The organism is Gluconobacter kondonii, from assembly GCF_002723995.1.
GTDB classification, from domain to species: Bacteria; Pseudomonadota; Alphaproteobacteria; order Acetobacterales; family Acetobacteraceae; genus Gluconobacter; species Gluconobacter kondonii.
Genome location: NZ_BEWP01000004.1, coordinates 202765 through 215289, shown reverse-complemented (window position 1 = coordinate 215289; position 12525 = coordinate 202765). Strand labels below are relative to the sequence as shown.

10 protein-coding genes are annotated in these 12525 nt (G+C 62.1%); 8 read left to right on the top strand and 2 right to left on the bottom strand.

Annotation, left to right across the window (positions count from 1 at the left end; all coding sequences use genetic code 11):
- Nucleotides 1-48: 48 nt before the first annotated feature.
- Nucleotides 49-2424 carry a heavy metal translocating P-type ATPase gene (locus tag GKO01_RS06335; protein ID WP_099286279.1) on the top strand — a complete coding sequence of 792 codons (2376 nt, stop codon included), beginning with the start codon at nucleotides 49-51 and terminating at the stop codon, nucleotides 2422-2424.
- Between the two features lie 16 nt (nucleotides 2425-2440).
- On the opposite strand, the gene GKO01_RS06330 is transcribed toward GKO01_RS06335, so the two are convergent.
- Both GKO01_RS06330 and cysK read right to left on the bottom strand, forming a co-directional pair.
- Complete coding sequence (locus GKO01_RS06330; protein ID WP_099286278.1) at nucleotides 2441-3109, bottom strand: RBBP9/YdeN family alpha/beta hydrolase; 669 nt, start codon at nucleotides 3107-3109, stop codon at nucleotides 2441-2443.
- 123 nt (nucleotides 3110-3232) lie between these two features.
- Entirely contained in the window at nucleotides 3233-4228 is a 996-nt protein-coding gene (gene cysK, locus GKO01_RS06325; RefSeq protein ID WP_099286277.1) for a cysteine synthase A, read from the bottom strand.
- A 322-nt stretch (nucleotides 4229-4550) separates the two neighbouring features.
- Here cysK and GKO01_RS06320 point away from each other — a divergent pair, with 322 nt between their 5' ends.
- From GKO01_RS06320 to xdhB, 7 genes are all read left to right on the top strand, one after another.
- Nucleotides 4551-4748 carry a hypothetical protein gene (locus GKO01_RS06320; RefSeq protein ID WP_062029912.1) on the top strand — a complete coding sequence of 66 codons (198 nt, stop codon included), beginning with the start codon at nucleotides 4551-4553 and terminating at the stop codon, nucleotides 4746-4748.
- Between the two features lie 68 nt (nucleotides 4749-4816).
- Nucleotides 4817-5800 carry an ABC transporter permease gene (locus GKO01_RS06315; protein WP_099286276.1) on the top strand — a complete coding sequence of 328 codons (984 nt, stop codon included), beginning with the start codon at nucleotides 4817-4819 and terminating at the stop codon, nucleotides 5798-5800.
- Nucleotides 5797-6780, top strand: a complete 984-nt coding sequence (locus GKO01_RS06310; RefSeq protein ID WP_099286275.1) for an ABC transporter permease — start codon at nucleotides 5797-5799, stop codon at nucleotides 6778-6780. Before GKO01_RS06315 ends, GKO01_RS06310 begins: the two co-directional genes overlap by 4 nt.
- Nucleotides 6770-7723: an ABC transporter ATP-binding protein gene (locus GKO01_RS06305; protein ID WP_099286274.1), complete on the top strand. Its 954-nt coding sequence runs from the start codon at nucleotides 6770-6772 to the stop codon at nucleotides 7721-7723. The genes GKO01_RS06310 and GKO01_RS06305 overlap by 11 nt, the downstream gene beginning before the upstream one ends.
- A complete protein-coding gene (locus tag GKO01_RS06300; RefSeq protein WP_099286273.1) occupies nucleotides 7720-8652 on the top strand; it encodes an ABC transporter ATP-binding protein in 933 nt (310 codons plus the stop codon). The genes GKO01_RS06305 and GKO01_RS06300 overlap by 4 nt, the downstream gene beginning before the upstream one ends.
- A gap of 103 nt (nucleotides 8653-8755) precedes the next feature.
- Nucleotides 8756-10216 carry a xanthine dehydrogenase small subunit gene (gene xdhA / locus GKO01_RS06295; RefSeq protein WP_099286272.1) on the top strand — a complete coding sequence of 487 codons (1461 nt, stop codon included), beginning with the start codon at nucleotides 8756-8758 and terminating at the stop codon, nucleotides 10214-10216.
- Nucleotides 10209-12524: a xanthine dehydrogenase molybdopterin binding subunit gene (gene xdhB / locus GKO01_RS06290; protein WP_099286271.1), complete on the top strand. Its 2316-nt coding sequence runs from the start codon at nucleotides 10209-10211 to the stop codon at nucleotides 12522-12524. Before xdhA ends, xdhB begins: the two co-directional genes overlap by 8 nt.
- The last annotated feature ends 1 nt before the right edge of the window (nucleotide 12525 follow it).

Here is a 12525-nt window from a genome sequence, read left to right as displayed (position 1 = left end):
CTTGCGGAGCTTCCCTTCCGCTTCCTTAGCCGACAGGACCCTTTCCAGATGTCAGAAACGATCAGTTTCCCCGTCGGCGGCATGACCTGCGCCGCCTGCGCCGCGCGGATTGAAAAAGTCCTCAACCGTCAGGAGGGCATCAGCGCGACCGTTAATTTCGCTTCCGAACGCGCGCAGGTTGCTTTTGAAAATACGGCGTCTTCCATTGAAAGCGTTGTGGCTGCCGTGCGTCGCGCGGGCTTTTCCGTGGACGAACAGAGCCTTGATCTGTCGCTGTCGGGCATGACCTGTGCGGCCTGTGCCGCGCGGATCGAAAAGATCCTGAACCGGCAGCCTTCCGTGCAGGCGAGTGTGAATTTTGCGGCTGAGCGGGCGCATATCAATTATATTCCGGGCGTGGTCGAACCAGCGGATCTGATCGGGAAGATCGAGAAGGCCGGATTTGGCGCAACGCGGCTGGACGAGGGCGAGCGCGAAGATCCGAAGGCCAAACGCGCGGCGATCTGGAAACGGGAGCGCAACCGGTTCATCCTGACGCTTGTTCTCTCGCTACCGCTTTTTGCCGAAATGATTGGCATGTTCTTCGGACGCATGATCGTACCGGTTCCGGTGCAGTTCCTGTTCGCCACGATCGTGCAGTTCGTCTGCGGGGCGCATCTGTATCGCAGGGCGTGGAATGCAGTGCGTGGCGGTTCGGCTAATATGGATGTGCTGGTCGTGCTGGGGACGTCCATTGCATGGCTGTTCAGTGCGGTTGTTGTGGTGTTCGGGCTACATCAGCATGTCTATTTCGAAGCCAGCGCCTCCATCATCACGCTGATTTCGCTCGGCAAGCTCATGGAAACGCGGGCCAAGAACCGCACCAGCGCCGGGATCGAAAGCCTGCTTCAGCTTCAACCGCAGATTGCGCATGTCGAGCGTGACGGCGTGATTGTGGATCGGGCCGTGGCGGACATGCATGTCGGCGATATCTTCGTCGTGCGGCCCGGTGAGAGTGTGCCGGTGGATGGGGAGGTTCTTGAAGGGGCGTCCGAAGTCAACGAGTCCATGCTGACGGGTGAGAGCGTGCCGGTTCTCAAAGAAGCCGGACAGGACGTGTTTGGTGGCACCATGAACGCCAATGGGGCGCTCCGCGTGCGGGCCACGGGGGTTGGCGCGGATACCGCACTGGCGCGGATCGTGAAAATGGTCGAGCAGGCGCAGGGCTCCAAGGCGAATGTGCAGCGTCTGGCCGATCGGGTTTCGGGTATTTTCGTCCCGGCCGTGATCGGGATTGCGGTGCTGACGTTCCTAATCGGCTGGGCCGTCACCGGATCTGCGGTCTGGAGTCTCGTTTCTGCCGTGTCCGTTCTGGTCATCGCCTGCCCGTGTTCGCTGGGTCTGGCTACGCCAACGGCCATCATGGTGGGGACGGGACGGGGCGCACAATCCGGCATTCTGTTCCGCAACGCTGATGCGCTGGAGCGGGCCGAAAAGCTGAAAACCATCATTGTCGACAAGACCGGCACTCTAACTCTGGGGCGCCCGATTGTTGCTGCGGTTCATCCGGCGGACGGGGTTCTGGTGGATACGCTTCTGGGGGTGGCACAGGCGCTGGAGCATAATTCGGAACATCCACTGGCCCGCGCCATCGTGGATTATACGCAGAGCCATGGTGTTAGCGCGTCTGTTGCTGCCGAAGGATTTGAGGCTGTTCCCGGCAAAGGCGTTATTGCGCGGATCGACAGGCAGGAAGCGCGGCTTGGCTCACCCGTGTTCATGCAGGACAGCGGGCTGGACCTGTCGTCCCTGCCGGTCGCGGCGCTGGAAAGCGAAGGCAATACCGTTATCGCTGTGGCGCAGGCAGGTCAGGTTCTTGGGATCATCGCGCTGGCGGATGAACTGCGGACCGATGCCGTGACGACCGTGCAGGCTCTGAAAGCGCGCGGCATGCGTGTTGTGATGCTGACGGGCGATAATGAACGCGCGGCGTCTGTGGTGGCCCGACAGGTTGGTGTGGATGAGTATCTGGCGGGAGTTCTGCCGGAGCACAAGGCTGAAGGCGTGGCGAAATATCGCGCTCAGGGCGATGTGGTCGGCATGGTGGGCGATGGCATCAACGATGCGCCTGCACTGGCGGCGGCGGATGTCGGATTTGCCATTGGGGCCGGATCTGCCGTGGCGCTCGATACGGCGGATGTCGTGTTGATGAAAAGCGAAATGATCGGGGTTCTGGACGCAATTTCCCTGTCCAGCGCCACGCTGTCCAAAATCCGGCAGAACCTGTTCTTCGCCTTCATTTACAACATTCTGGGTCTGCCGCTGGCGGCGTTCGGCATGTTAAACCCGATCGTAGCAGGGGCGGCCATGGCCATGAGTTCCGTCTCGGTGGTCAGCAATTCCCTTCTGCTTAACCGCTGGAAACCTTCCGGCCGTCAGGTCTGAGGGCGGCTGCTCCGGGTTACTGGACCCGGAGTGGCAGGCGTCTTCTGGCGAAGTCGAGCATGGCTGTGGCGCCATGCTCCCACAGGCCCAACGGCTCGCTGCTACCGATATGGCCCGCAGCGCCGGCTTCAAGAAAATCCGACTGCCAGTGTCCGGCCAGTTCGCGCGCGCGGGGCAGGGACAACCAGGGATCGTTGCTGCTGGCCATGACGGCTGTGGCGGCAGGAAGGGGTGTTCCGGGCAGGGGGCCGAACGCCTGAATGAGGCCGACGTCCGGATGGGTTGTCTGGTCGATATCGGCCGGGGCGACCAGAAAGGCTCCGGCAACGCGCCGTCCGCCATGACGTGTCAGCCATTTTGCCGTCAGCACGGCTCCGAGACTGTGGGCGATCAGAAAAGTCGGACGTGCTGAGGCTTCGATGGCCTCCGTCAGAGCCGCCTCCCAGTCTGTGGGATCAGGTGTTTCCCAGTCCTTCTGATGGAGCCGACGGAGGCCGTAAGCCTGTTCCCAGTGCGTCTGCCAGTGATCCGGCCCTGAGCCGAACAGGCCTGGCACCAGAAGCAGATCGACCTGCTGTCCGAGCGCGCGAAACGGTCTGGCGATACGGGGCTGCGCCGTCCCGGAGAGGCCATGCGAGGCCCAGGCGGGATCGAAAGATGTGGGACGGCCGGAAAACAGGTTCATGACGTTATCTCCTCTCAGCCCTCCCGACTCTTCTACAAAGAGACCGGAACAGGATTTGAGTTAATAACGAACACATATGGATATTAAATAAAATAACTTTATTGGAAAGTTATTTTATGACCCTCAGGACAGGCCGTCGAAAAGCTGTGTGGAGAGATAGCGTTCCGCGAAGGATGGCACGATGGCTACGATCGTTTTGCCCCGGTTGGACGGCTTGCGGGCCAGTTCCATCCCGGCGAACAGCGCAGCACCTGCCGAAATTCCGATGGGAATACCTTCGACGGCGGCACAGAGGCGCGCGGTAGCGACGGCTTCCTGTTCAGAGACTTCGAAAACGCCGTCCAGCGCCTTGAGGTCCAGCGTATCGGGTTCGAATCCCGGTCCGATGCCCTGAATGCCGTGGGGGCCGGGCTCGTCTCCGTGCAGGACCGCGCTTTCACGCGGTTCCACGCCGTAGATCTTGATGGATTTGCGATGTTTTTTCAGGCCGTGGGCAATGCCGGAGGCCGTGCCGCCGGTTCCCAGACCGGCGACGACCATATCGACCTTGCCTGCCGTATCTTCCCAGATTTCCTGAGCCGTCGTCTCTTCATGCACGGCGGGATTGGCGTCGTTTTCAAACTGGCTCGGCATCCAGGCGTCGGGGAGAGTGCGGTTGAGCTGTTCAGCGCGTTCAATCGCACCGGCCATGCCGCGGGAGGCCGCGGTGAGTTCGGTTTCCGCACCCATCAGGCGCAGCATCTTGCGACGTTCGGTCGAGGCATTCTCCGGCATGGTCACGATCAGCCTGTAGCCAAGTGCCACGGCGGCAAAGGCTAGCGAAATGCCGGTATTGCCCGATGTCGGCTCGATCAGGACCGTGCGGCCCGGCGTAATCAGGCCGCGCGCTTCGGCATCCCGCAGCATGGCCACGCCGATGCGGTCCTTGACGGAGCCAAGCGGGTTGAAGAATTCCAGTTTGAGGAGCAATCGCCCGTTGAGATGCTCACGCTGGGTCAGGTGAGGCAGCGCGACCAGCGGGGTGCCTCCTACCGTTTCCAGAAAAGAGTTGAAAACGCGTCCCCGGGGGGCTGCATAACCTTCGAACGGGGCGGGGGACAACGGAACCTTCTTGCTCATGACTGTCACTTAACATGGAAAACGGTGGGAAGGGCAGACGGTAAATGACGGGGTTTGCGACAACATATAAATAACTTAATTAAAACGTATTTACAGATATCACATCATATTCATGCGTTATATGTTGACGCTGCGTGTCTGGGTGTCGTATTCGACATTCTGAAGTGACGTCCACAGCAACAGGGCCAGTCGGTCGATGATGTGTCGAATGTGTAGCTCGCAGCAATCGCGCTGCCTTTTTTCAGGGCTGGAGGCATTTGTCTCCGGCATGTCATAACGCCCGACAGAGAATTGTCGGGCTCTTTATTCAGGGTCCGGCATCATGCTTGGTTCAACCATTATCGAAATCAACGGCGTTTTCCTCGGTGCGGCCATTCTGGTCAGCAGCAGCGGGAAACGGCGCTTTTATGCCGCGCATGACAGCGTGCGTGCGCTTCATAATGAACTCCTTCCCGATTTGGGGACGCTCCAGCAGCGCATTCGTCTGCATGTGCGCAAACCGGCCCTCGATCTCGCCTGATTGCGAAGAGCCTCTTCTGTCCGGGTGGTTTCGTGCTGTAGAACAGGAAACAACGCAAACCGGAACGAATGGGAGCAGGCGTGGAAGGAAGTTACCGGCGGGTTGTCCGCGCTGTTCTCACGCGTCGTGACGGTGCTTTTGCGGCCCTGCTTCTGGCTTTCATCATTGTTGCTTGCCTGTGCGCTCCGCTTTACGCCACCCTGAACGGCCTCGATCCGTTCTCGTCCGATATTGCGGGCACGACTGTCCGTAATGGACAGCGCGTCGATCTGATGCAGCCGAATGACAATCCGCTGCATCTGGGCCTCAGCCCGATTGGGCCGGACTGGCGGCCGGGGCCTTATGTGCTGGGCGCGGATTCGCAAGGGCGTGATGTGGCGGCGCGTGTGCTTTATGGCGGCCGCAATTCGCTTCTGATTGCATCGTCCTCCGCACTGTTCTGTCTGTGTCTGGCGGCGTGTCTGGGGATTTGTGCGGGATATTTCGGCGGCTGGATTGACCTGATCCTGTCGCGCATTCTGGACATGCTCTGGGCGATCCCGGTCTATCTGTTTGCGATTTCACTGTCCGTCGTCACGGTCGGACATGGAATCCGGCTTGGGTTCATCACCATCGGCGCGGATAACCTGCTGATTCCGATCGGGATTATTGCACTGGTTTATGTGCCTTATGCCGCACGGCCTTTTAGGGCGCGGGCACTGAGCCTGTCTCAGGCAGGGTTTGTGATGGCGGCCCGAGGGATGGGCGCGTCGGATTTCCGTATTTTGTGGCGGGAGATTCTGCCGGGGCTGATGCCGACCATGGCCGTGCTCGCGCCTCTGGTGATGGCGTTGTGTATGCTCGCGGAATCCGCGCTGTCGTTCCTGTCGCTCGGTGTGCAGGCTCCGGCGGCATCGTGGGGAACGATCATTCAGGACGGCGAAGGGCTGCTCTATACGCGCCCTGCGGTGGCGATTGCTCCGGGCGTTGCGATCGTGTTGACTGTTCTGGCGCTGAATGTTCTGGGCAATGCGCTGCGGGATCAGATTGATCCGAAAGGTGCGGCCCGATGATCCGGAGTTTTGCTTCCCGGACCGGGCAGATGCTGTTGGTCATTTTCGGGATTTCGGTTCTGGTGTTCTGCATTTTCTTTGCCACACCGGGTGCGGACCCGACGGCGCGGATTGCAGGGCGCGGAGCCAGCCCGCAGGTCGTGGCGCGCATCCGGGCGGAGTATGGTTTCGATCGTCCGCTGCCGGTGCAGTATGTGACGATGATGCAGAAGCTGTTCGTGAGCCGGGACCTGACGTCTTTCGTCAATCACGGTCAGCGCGTTGTGCCTGAAGTGTTGCAGGCGGCCCCGGTGACGCTTTCGCTGGTGCTATGGGCCGCGTTTTTCTGGGTCAGTGGGTCGCTGGTGTTCGGGATTGCTTCGGCGGTCTTGCGCGATAGCTGGGTGGACCGGCTGTTGATGGTTTTGGGGCTGATTGGTCTGTCCATGCCAGTGTTCTGGCTGGGCGAGGTCGTCAATCTCGTGACGCAGAGCCGCTGGCATGACATGTTTCTGTTCCGATGGGTGCCGCCGCTGGGATATGTGCCGTTTTCGCAGAGCCCGTGGGGCTGGGCGAAGGCGCTGTTCCTGCCGTCTCTGACGCTGGCAGTCTGTTTCATCGGCCTTTATGCGCGGGTTCTGCGGTCCGAACTGCTGACGGCGATGGGCGAGGATTCCATTCGCACGGCGCGCGCCAAGGGGGCGGGGCCGGTGCGGGTGTGGCTGTGGCATGGTCTGCGGCTGTCCTGGCTGAGCTATGTGTCGCTGTTCGGGCTGGATTTCGCACAGCTTCTGGGCGGGGGGGCGCTTCTGACGGAAGTCGTGTTCGCTCTGCCGGGCGTGGGGCGGCTGACTTATCAGGCGCTGGCGACGCTCGATCTGCCGCTTATCATGGCGACGGTCATGTATGCCGCTGTTTTCGTCGTCATCGCCAATGCACTGGTGGACGGGCTTTATGCCCTGCTGGACCCGCGGATCAGAGAGGGGCGGCATGGGCGCTGAAGTGCTTCTGAAGCTGCATCACCTGCATCTGGAACTGCCGGACGGAACAGCGCTGCTGGAAGACGTCTCCCTGAACGTGCGGCGCGGGGATGCGCTGGGCGTGGTGGGAGAATCCGGGTCCGGGAAGAGCCTGACGGCCATGAGCGTCATGGGATTGTTGCCGGGTCTGAAGGCTTCGGGCTCCATCCGTTTCGAGGGGCGTGAACTTCTGGGAATGAAGGATCGGGAGTGGCGGCGTCTGCGCGGTGCGGGCATGGCCATGATCTTTCAGGACCCGATGACGGCCTTCCTGCCGGTCCGTTCCATTGGCGCGCAGATTGATGAACAGATCCGCCTGCATGAGCGCATCAGCCGTCGTGAGGCGCGGGCGCGGACCGTGGCTCTGCTCGGGCGGATGGGAGTGCCTGATTCGGAAGCGGCGGCGAAACGCTATCCGCACCAGCTTTCCGGCGGTCTGCGCCAGCGCGCCATGATCGCGATGGCGCTGTCCTGTGGTCCGTCGCTTCTGATCGCAGACGAGCCGACCACGGCGCTCGATGTCACGGTGCAGGCGCAGATCCTGACGTTGCTGTGCGAAATCCGCGACAGCGGAGCCGGTGTGATGCTGATTACGCACGATATGGGCGTCGTGGCGCAGACCTGCACGCATGTGGCGGTTGTCTATTCGGGGCTTGTTGTGGAGCAGGGGCCGGTTGCGGCGGTGATGGCGCGACCGCTGCATCCCTATACGCAGGCGTTGTTGGAGGCGATCCCGCCACTGGATGGCCCGAGGCCAGATGCGCTGCCCACCATTCCGGGGCGACCGCCTGCTCCGGATGCGCGGCCGGAAGGCTGTGTTTTCGCGCCGCGCTGCCGGTACGTTCGATCGGACTGTGCCGTGCGCCCTGCGTTGCGGGAACCGGAAGAAGGGCGGCGCGTGGCCTGCGTGTTGTACGACGCATGACTGTCCTGCTTGAAGCGAAAAACCTCAGCAAACACTACCGCCTGTCGCACGGTGAGACCCTGCGGGCTGTGAGCGATGTGTCGCTGGTCGTGCATTGCGGAGAGGCGCTTGCGCTTGTCGGAGAGTCCGGCTGTGGCAAGTCCACGCTGGGTCGGACGCTGATCGGGCTTGGAGCGCCGAGTTCGGGCGAGGTATTCTTCGAAGGCGAGCGGATTTCCAGCCTGTCCGACCGGGCGCTGCGGCGCTGGCGGCCGCGGATGCAGATGGTGTTTCAGGACTCGTCCTCGACGTTTAATCCGCGCCGCACCATTGGCGACACATTGGCGGAACCGATGCGCATTCATGGGCGGACTGGCATTGCGGATCGGATCGCGATGCTATTGGAGCAGGTTGGCCTGTCGTCGTCCGTTCTGTCCCGATATCCGCATGAGTTTTCGGGTGGGCAGCGGCAGAGGCTGAACATTGCGCGGGCCTTGATGCTGGGGCCAGATCTTCTGGTCGCGGATGAGCCGACATCCGCGCTGGATGTGTCCGTGCAGGCGCAGATCGTGAATTTGCTGCGCGATCTGCGCAATTCCTTAGGCGTGGCGTGTGTGTTCATCTCTCACGATCTGGCGGTCGTGCGGCAAATGGCGGACCGGATTGCCGTCATGTATCTGGGGCGGATTGTGGAGGAAGGGGACGTGCTGGCGGTTCTGGAGGCCCCGGCCCATCCTTATACGCGGGCGTTGCTGAACGCGGTGCCGCGTCCGGATCGGCCGTTGCCGCCGTCGCTTAAAGGCGATGTGCCAAGCCCGATCCATCCGCCGCAGGGCTGTGCATTTCATACGCGCTGTCCGCTCGCCCAGCCGCGCTGTTCGCAGGAGCGCCCGGAACTCCACAGGATCGCGGAAGGCCGGACAGTCGCCTGCCATTATCCCCTGCTCTAGAAAAGGCAACGCTTCGTTCCGATCTTGGATATAGACGGCAACGCCTGCGGTGCGGCACAGAAGGCTGCACGCCCCCTCGTATTTTTGCCCGAGATCCCGCCCGATGCGCCAGACTGTCCGTTTTTATCTGGGGGAAGACCTCTGCACGCTCAGGGATATCTCCCCGACGCTGACCCTGCTGGACTGGCTGCGCGAGCGTGGCCGGACCGGGACCAAGGAAGGCTGCAATGAAGGCGATTGCGGGGCCTGTACGGTGCTGGTGGTCCGGCTTGAAGACGGGCGGCTGAACTGGCGGGCGGTCAATGCCTGCATCCAGTTCGTCAGTATGCTGGACGGGGCGCAGGTCTATACGATCGAGGATCTCGGTACGGCTGATGCGCCGCATCCCGTTCAGACGGCCATGGTCGAGCAGCATGGCTCGCAATGTGGGTTCTGCACGCCGGGTTTTGTCATGTCGATGGCGGCTTATCGCAAGGCCGAAGGGGCTGCGGCTGACGATCAGGCCATTGATGACGCACTGGCCGGAAATCTATGCCGCTGCACCGGCTATGCGCCGATCGTGCGGGCCATGCAACAGGCGATGGCGGCGGGGCCGGACCGTTTCGATGCGCAGGTGGAGGTGATCGCCGGACGTCTGACGGCGTTGCAAGACGGCGAGAGCGTGCGGCTTGAAGGGCCGGAGGGTACGCTCAGTATCCCGGCGTCCGCGGACGATCTGGCGAAGATTTTGCTGGCCGACCCGGAGGCGACCATTGTTGCGGGTGCCACGGATGTGGGGCTGTGGGTGACGAAGGGCATGCGTCGTCTGAAGCATGTCGTGCCGATCGGGCGCGTTCCGGAACTGCGGGCTTTGAGCAGAACGGCCGAGGGGCTTCGGATCGGGGCTGGGGTGACGTATCAGGACGCGCGCCCTGCCATTGCGGCGCTGCTGTCGGATGCGGGGGAGATGATCCGCCGTCTGGGCTCCACCCAGGTGCGCAACAGTGCCACGGTGTGTGGGAATATCGCCAATGGCTCCCCGATTGGAGACGGGCCGCCGATGTTCATTGCGGCCAATGCGACGCTGCATCTGCGGCGCGATTCCGAGCGCCGGTCTATCGCGCTCGAAGACTATTTCATTGCTTACGGAAAGCAGGACCGGCGGCTCGGCGAGTTCGTGGAGGCTCTGACCATTCCTGAGCCCGCGCCGGGTGCGCAGTTCCGCGCCTACAAGATTTCCAAGCGCTTCGATCAGGATATTTCCGCCGTTCTGGGCGCTTTCATGATCGAGACGGACGAACAGGATCGGATTATTGTGGTCCGGCTCGCCTATGGCGGCATGGCGGCCACGCCGAAACGGGCGTCGGGCGCGGAAGCAGCGCTGCTTGGGCGGGTCTGGGACGAGGACGCGCTTGAGGCAGCGCGGGCGGCGATTCTGGAAGATTTCGCGCCGCTGACCGATATGCGGGCGAGTGCGTGGTACCGGCAGACCGTTGCCGCCAATCTGCTGACGCGGTTCTTTGAGGAAACGACAGGAAGCAAACAGGCGCGTCTCGCCCGGACGGGAGGGCTGGCGCATGTCTGATCTCGTTCCGGGCGCTGCGTCCACCAGTATGAAGCACGAAAGCGCGCTGCTGCATGTGACGGGGCAGGCGGCGTATATTGATGATCTGCCGGAGCCGCGCGGCACGCTGCATCTCGTGCCGGGGCTGAGCACGAAGGCTCATGCGCGGATCGTTTCGATGGATCTGGACGCCGTGCGCGCCGCGCCGGGTGTCGTGTGCGTGCTGACGGCGGATGATGTGCCGGGCGAGAACCAGATCAGCCCGGTGCATCGGGAAGACGAACCGCTTCTGGCGACGGATCATGTCCATTTCTGGGGGCAGACGATGTTCGCCGTGGTGGCGACGTCGCGTCAGGCGGCGCGTCAGGCCGTCCGGCTGGCGAAGATCGAGTATGAGGAAAAGCCTGCGATCCTGAATATTGCGCAGGGGCGGGAAAATGGCAGCGCGATGGTCTGGCGCTCCCTGACCATGCAGCGCGGGGATGTGGAGCGTGGTCTGAAGGCCGCGCCGCGCCGCCTCTCGGGGCAGATCGAGATTGGTGGGCAGGAGCATTTTTATCTTGAATCGCAGGCCGCGCTTGCCCAGCCCGGAGAGGCCGGAGAAATGCGCGTCTGGTCGTCCACGCAGCACCCGTCGGAAACGCAGCATCTGGTGGCTGCTGTGCTGGGCCGTCCGCACCATCTGGTCACGACGGAAGTGCGGCGGATGGGCGGCGCGTTTGGCGGTAAGGAGACGCAGGCCAATGCCTGGGCCTGTCTGGCTGCCATCGCCGCTGACCGGACGGGTCAGGCCGTCAAGGCGCGTCTGGACCGCGATGATGACATGATGGCAACCGGAAAGCGGCATGATTTCCTGATCGACTATGATGTCGGCTTCACCGATGAGGGCGATATTCTGGCCGTGGATATGGTGCTGGCCGCGCGGTGTGGCTGGGCGGCGGATCTGTCCGGGCCGGTGACGGACCGGGCGCTGTTTCACGCTGACAACGCCTATTTCTATCCCGATGTCCGGCTAAAATCCGAGCCGTTGCGGACCAATACGCAGTCCAACACGGCCTATCGCGGGTTTGGCGGACCGCAGGGCATTGTCGCGGCGGAGCGCGTGATTGAGGAAGTCGCCTTTGCGACCGGTCTTGATCCCGTGGCGGTCCGACTGCGGAATGTTTATGGGACCGGGACGCGCAATCTCACGCCGTATCATATGACAGTCGAGGACTCGATTACCGCCGAGATCCTGACGAAGCTGGTCGAGCGTTGTGATTATCAGGCGCGAAAAGCCGAGATCCGGGCGTTAAACCGGACCAGCCGCATCATCCGTCGCGGGATCGCGCTGACGCCGGTGAAGTTCGGGATTTCGTTTACGGCCACCCATTACAATCAGGCCGGGGCGCTGGTGCATGTCTATACGGACGGCTCGGTTCAGGTGAACCATGGCGGTACGGAAATGGGGCAGGGGCTGCACACCAAGATGGTGCAGATTGTCCTGCGCGAGTTTGGTCTGACGGCGGATCGCGTCCGCATCACGGCGACGACGACCGGGAAAGTGCCGAACACGTCCGCTACGGCAGCCTCTTCGGGGGCGGATCTGAACGGCATGGCGGTGCTGGATGCAGTGCGGAAGATCAAGAGTCGGATGATGACATTCGCCGCTGAAAAATGGGGCGTGGCGGCGGAAGATATCCATTTCCGGCCCGATGGTGTTCATGTCGGCGCGGAGGTCATGACCTTCCAGCAGCTTGCCTGGCAGGCCTATTTCGCGCGGGTGTCGCTGTCGTCGAACGGGTTTTACAAGACGCCGAAGATTTCCTGGAATCCCGAGACGGGGCGGGGGCGTCCGTTCTTTTATTTCGCCTATGGTGCGGCCTGTGCGGAAGTCTCTGTCGATCTATTGACGGGAGAGCACAGCATTGACCGTGTGGATATCCTGCATGATGCCGGGCAGTCCCTGAACCCGGACATTGATATCGGGCAGATCGAGGGCGGCTTCGTGCAGGGCGCGGGCTGGCTGACGACGGAGGAGCTGGTCTGGGACGGAGCGGGGCGTCTGCGGACCCATGCGCCCAGCACCTACAAGATTCCGGCCTGTTCGGATCGGCCCCGGATTTTCAATGTGGAGCTGTTGGAAAACGCGCCCAATCGGGAGGAGACGATCTTCCGTTCCAAGGCCGTCGGAGAGCCGCCTTTCGTGCATGGGGTTGCGGTTTTGCAGGCGATTTCGGACGCCATCGCCAGTCTGGACGACTACCGGACTTGTCCAAAACTCAATGCACCGGCGACGCCCGAGCGGGTTCTGAAAAACCTGATGGCGCTGCGGGAAAAGGCTGGCTGAC

What these genes read in the sequence shown, in the direction of transcription:
- cysK (WP_099286277.1), bottom strand. Translation starts at nt 4,228, where the DNA reads ATGAGCAAGAAGGTTCCGTTGTCCCCCGCCCCGTTCGAAGGTTATGCA.
- GKO01_RS06300 (WP_099286273.1), top strand. Translation starts at nt 7,720, where the DNA reads ATGACTGTCCTGCTTGAAGCGAAAAACCTCAGCAAACACTACCGCCTG.
- GKO01_RS06335 (WP_099286279.1), top strand. Translation starts at nt 49, where the DNA reads ATGTCAGAAACGATCAGTTTCCCCGTCGGCGGCATGACCTGCGCCGCC.
- xdhA (WP_099286272.1), top strand. Translation starts at nt 8,756, where the DNA reads ATGCGCCAGACTGTCCGTTTTTATCTGGGGGAAGACCTCTGCACGCTC.
- GKO01_RS06330 (WP_099286278.1), bottom strand. Translation starts at nt 3,109, where the DNA reads ATGAACCTGTTTTCCGGCCGTCCCACATCTTTCGATCCCGCCTGGGCC.
- GKO01_RS06320 (WP_062029912.1), top strand. Translation starts at nt 4,551, where the DNA reads ATGCTTGGTTCAACCATTATCGAAATCAACGGCGTTTTCCTCGGTGCG.
- GKO01_RS06315 (WP_099286276.1), top strand. Translation starts at nt 4,817, where the DNA reads ATGGGAGCAGGCGTGGAAGGAAGTTACCGGCGGGTTGTCCGCGCTGTT.
- GKO01_RS06305 (WP_099286274.1), top strand. Translation starts at nt 6,770, where the DNA reads ATGGGCGCTGAAGTGCTTCTGAAGCTGCATCACCTGCATCTGGAACTG.
- xdhB (WP_099286271.1), top strand. Translation starts at nt 10,209, where the DNA reads ATGTCTGATCTCGTTCCGGGCGCTGCGTCCACCAGTATGAAGCACGAA.
- GKO01_RS06310 (WP_099286275.1), top strand. Translation starts at nt 5,797, where the DNA reads ATGATCCGGAGTTTTGCTTCCCGGACCGGGCAGATGCTGTTGGTCATT.